The following is a 3,128-nucleotide window of genomic DNA, read 5'->3' as shown; positions in this document are numbered from 1 at the left end:
TGCTGAAATATTAGCCCATTGAAAATTTTCTCTAATATGCGATGAGTCATCATAGGTTATTAACCAGCGATGATGACATTGTTGCAAAATTTCAGCAAATCTCTGATGTTCAAAAGAAGTGTGCAAGTCACCATCTTTACCGTATAGTTTTGATTTTGTAGCGCTAAAATATGGTGGATCTAAAAATAAAAATACATCTTTACCTTCTGATTTTAATAGGTAGCTGTAATCCAAATTAGTAATTTGGACATTTTCTGAGAGAATATTTTCTAACTTTTCTAGCCGTTCGATCGAAGAATCAGTAAATCTTTTATGAAAAGCTTGTTCAGAAAAACCGCCTGATTCTACAGTTCCTGAAAAAGTAATTCTATTGAGTACAAAAAAGCGAACTGCTCTTTCTAAATCAGATAAATTATTGGCATCTACACTAGTTAATTCTATAAAGAGCAATTTACCATTTGTATGTTTAACTTTAATATGTCGAATTTCTTTAACTAATTGAGTTATATCAGACTGGGCAACCTTCCAGAATAAGAAGAGTTCGCGGTTTAAATCGTTAATCCAAATTTTGATATCAGGAAACTTTTGTCTTAAATAAATAAATACAGAACCACCACCCACAAAAGGTTCTCGAAATTCCGAAAAGCTTTCTGGTAAATATTCAGATATTTGATTAATTGCTTTTGACTTACCACCAGGATATCGTAAAGGACTTTTAATCATAACCAAGAATTATAATGTTTGAAAATTACTGGATACTTCTATTTTAAGTCTCTGATTATTTTGAGCTTCTAAAACCAATTTTTTGATAATTAGTTTTTGATTGGTATTAAAAATTTTAATATTAACTTCTAAAAAATATTCTAGTTCTTCTAGTGATGCATCTGGAAAGACAATAGAACCAATAACATTTTTACCTGTAAGCTTGAGCTTTGTAATAAATGATACTTGTTGACCATTCAATATTAAAGAATCTAAATTAGAAAATAAAATTAGCTTGAATAAACCATCTTGAATATCAGGAAGCTTTGGCAAAGATGCTGTTGAAGTATTTTTGGACTCTTGTATAATATAGATGTTGTTCTCGAATATTATCTCATCAGGAGTCAAATAGTAAATTCCGCCAAGATAGTTTTCAATACTAAAAGTTGCTTTTAATCCATCCACTAAATATTCTAGCTTATGAGAAGTCAGCGCTTCTCTCTTACTAGCACTCTGAGAACCTTTAAGAGAAATATTCTTAAATTCCTCAAATTCTTCTCTAATTTTATGTAAATATTTATCTGAACCTTCTCGTGAGTGAATTATTACTCCAGTTTGATGAAAAATAGAATTATAAGAATCTAGAGCTTTTTCAAAAGTTTGTGTAAATCTTTCTTCAAATAGATTCTTGTTCCAATGTAGTGCGCTTTGTCGATATGCTAATATTTCATTAATTTGAAATTTAACAAAATCATTAGCAAATTTTTGATCACTCAACTTATTCTTATTAACTTGCCCTTTTTTAGTACTTTTTTTTGCTGTTTCGTAATAAGCAAGTACTATATAGATATTAAGCAAATTCATCCAAGAAATTGTAGAGTATTGAAGTTTATCTATATCGCCATCTTTGCCTTCATCTTTAATCACCGGGATAATAGTTATAACTTTTGAGGAATTATATGTATTATAAATTCTGGCAAATGGATAACTTCTGGTTCTCTTAGGTGATACCCATTTTGAATAAGCAATTTCAGTTGTAGGTGACTTGATTAATCCATAACCCCTTTCTTTATTGACATCAAATACATCTAAACTAATCCTACTTAAATTATCATCCAAGTAAGTTTTATAGGTTACTCCTTTGATAAATCCTGTAAAATGGAGAACTTCTGCCATATATTCAAATTTTTCTTAATATTTCTCTTTGCCATAGTTTAGTTCAGCATTGGCTATTAAAGCATAAAAATGATGAAGCAAGAATTAATTTTCTCCTGAATGGCTACAATTTTCTGAAGTAAGCTACCAAGGCTCATTTTATGCCCCGTTCTGCACCCTATCAACCTTTGTTGTTGCGAATTCTTCACGGCTTAAGTGGAATTTTAGTTATCGCAGCAATTATTACCGGATTTTTGGTTTACAACACTTACGATCGCCGATTTGGTAAAATACCATTTCCTCAAATTGGGGATATTCAGGGTATTCACGGCACTTTTGCATTATTTTTCTTGCTTATTCTCCCTGCTTTTGCCCTCTATAGCTTTCATGTTGGACAAAAGCGTTTGCTTCAATCTGATTCTTTGCAGCAACTAACTCAGGTTGGCAAGCCGATTTGGTGGGTTAGTTTGCAACGTCTAGCAAATACTCTCATGCTCATTGTTGCTATTTTGGCTGTGAACTCTGGCAGGATGATGAAGGAAGAATGGCTTCCAGCAGGGCAGCTACATCATATTTGGTACTCCCTTCACCTTTGCGCCTGGGTTGTGATGGTTGGCTGTGTGGCGATTCATGTTTTGATGTCTACCAAGGTGGGTGGTGCGCCGTTGTTACTCTCAATGTTTTCGTGGAAGTTTCGCCCAGAAGATAGCCCTGCTAAATGGTCTAGTCGTTTCCGTACTTGGTTGACTAGCTTACAAAGGAACTTTGGTGCGGAAATGAATAATTTTATACAAAACAATTTTTATCTCAGAATTATTGAGGTGATTGTGTTGGGTGGAATTCTGACAGCATTTGTCTTACCTGTATTTTTTCCCGGTAGTGAGTCATAGGTAATTGGATTTTGGAGCGTAGCTTGCCCTCGTAGGCGATCGCAAACCTGTTAAAATAAAACTACGTACCCGTAATATCTATAAATAAAGTTTATGTTGCATTTTCGTAAAAACCTGTTACATTACTTTACAGGCAGTAATAACTGTCACAACATAAAAGCTCGGAGTATTATTTATGGCAGACGTTAAGAAGACTACGGCTTCGGTTCCAGAAGATCCTAATGCTTTGCGCTGGGGCTTTACTCCTCAGAGCGAAAACTGGAATGGTCGTTTTGCAATGATTGGTTTTTTATCTGCCGTTGCACTTGAAGTCTTTTCTGGTCAAGGGATTTTACACTTCTGGGGCATTTTATAAATTTAAACGTTTTTACCTTCATTAGA

The 3,128-nt window shown here is 33.7% G+C and carries 4 protein-coding genes; 2 read left to right on the top strand and 2 right to left on the bottom strand.

What is annotated here, in order from left to right; all coding sequences use genetic code 11:
• The coding region (locus VE944_RS17440; protein WP_324979363.1) for a DNA adenine methylase at positions 1 to 723 on the bottom strand (723 nt) is incomplete at its 3' end.
• 9 nt (positions 724 to 732) lie between these two features.
• Positions 733 to 1,878, bottom strand: coding sequence for a hypothetical protein (locus VE944_RS17435; protein WP_324979360.1), 1,146 nt, complete (start codon positions 1,876 to 1,878; stop codon positions 733 to 735).
• A gap of 140 nt (positions 1,879 to 2,018) precedes the next feature.
• Between VE944_RS17435 and VE944_RS17430 the strand changes: the two genes are divergently transcribed.
• Both VE944_RS17430 and VE944_RS17425 read left to right on the top strand, forming a co-directional pair.
• Entirely contained in the window at positions 2,019 to 2,747 is a 729-nt protein-coding gene (locus VE944_RS17430; protein ID WP_324979357.1) for a cytochrome b/b6 domain-containing protein, read from the top strand.
• Positions 2,748 to 2,922: 175 nt separating this feature from the next.
• Complete coding sequence (locus VE944_RS17425; protein WP_109008463.1) at positions 2,923 to 3,102, top strand: high light inducible protein; 180 nt, start codon at positions 2,923 to 2,925, stop codon at positions 3,100 to 3,102.
• Positions 3,103 to 3,128 lie beyond the last annotated feature (26 nt).

It is taken from the genome of Nostoc sp. (assembly GCF_035638895.1).
GTDB lineage: Bacteria > Cyanobacteriota > Cyanobacteriia > Cyanobacteriales > Nostocaceae > Nostoc.
Note: the sequence above shows the minus strand (reverse complement) of the source record. Positions and strands in the feature narration are given on the sequence as shown.